Annotated in this window: 1 other RNA gene; it reads left to right on the forward strand. The window is 62.7% G+C overall.

Going from position 1 to position 306, the window contains the following annotated elements:
* The first annotated feature begins 16 nt into the window (after positions 1-16).
* Positions 17-291: RNase P RNA component class A (rnpB, locus tag A3714_RS06220), an RNA gene on the forward strand.
* Positions 292-306: the final 15 nt, after the last annotated feature.

The following is a 306-nucleotide window of genomic DNA, read 5'->3' on the forward strand; positions in this document are numbered from 1 at the left end:
GCGGCGTAGCCGCTGGAGGAAAGTCCGGGCTCCACAGGGCAGGGTGCCAGGTAACGCCTGGGGGCCACACTGGTGACGGTGTGGCTACGGCTAGTGCCACAGAGAAGATACCGCCTGTTCCTTCCTCGTGTCGGAACCGGTAAGGGTGAAAAGGTGCGGTAAGAGCGCACCTTTTCACCCTTACCGGTTCCGACACGAGGAAGGAACAGGCGGTATCTTCTCTGTGGCACTAGCCGTAGCCACACCGTCACCAGTGTGGCCCCCAGGCGTTACCTGGCACCCTGCCCTGTGGAGCCCGGACTTTCC

It is taken from the genome of Alcanivorax sp. HI0007, assembly GCF_001635525.1.
GTDB lineage: Bacteria > Pseudomonadota > Gammaproteobacteria > Pseudomonadales > Alcanivoracaceae > Alcanivorax.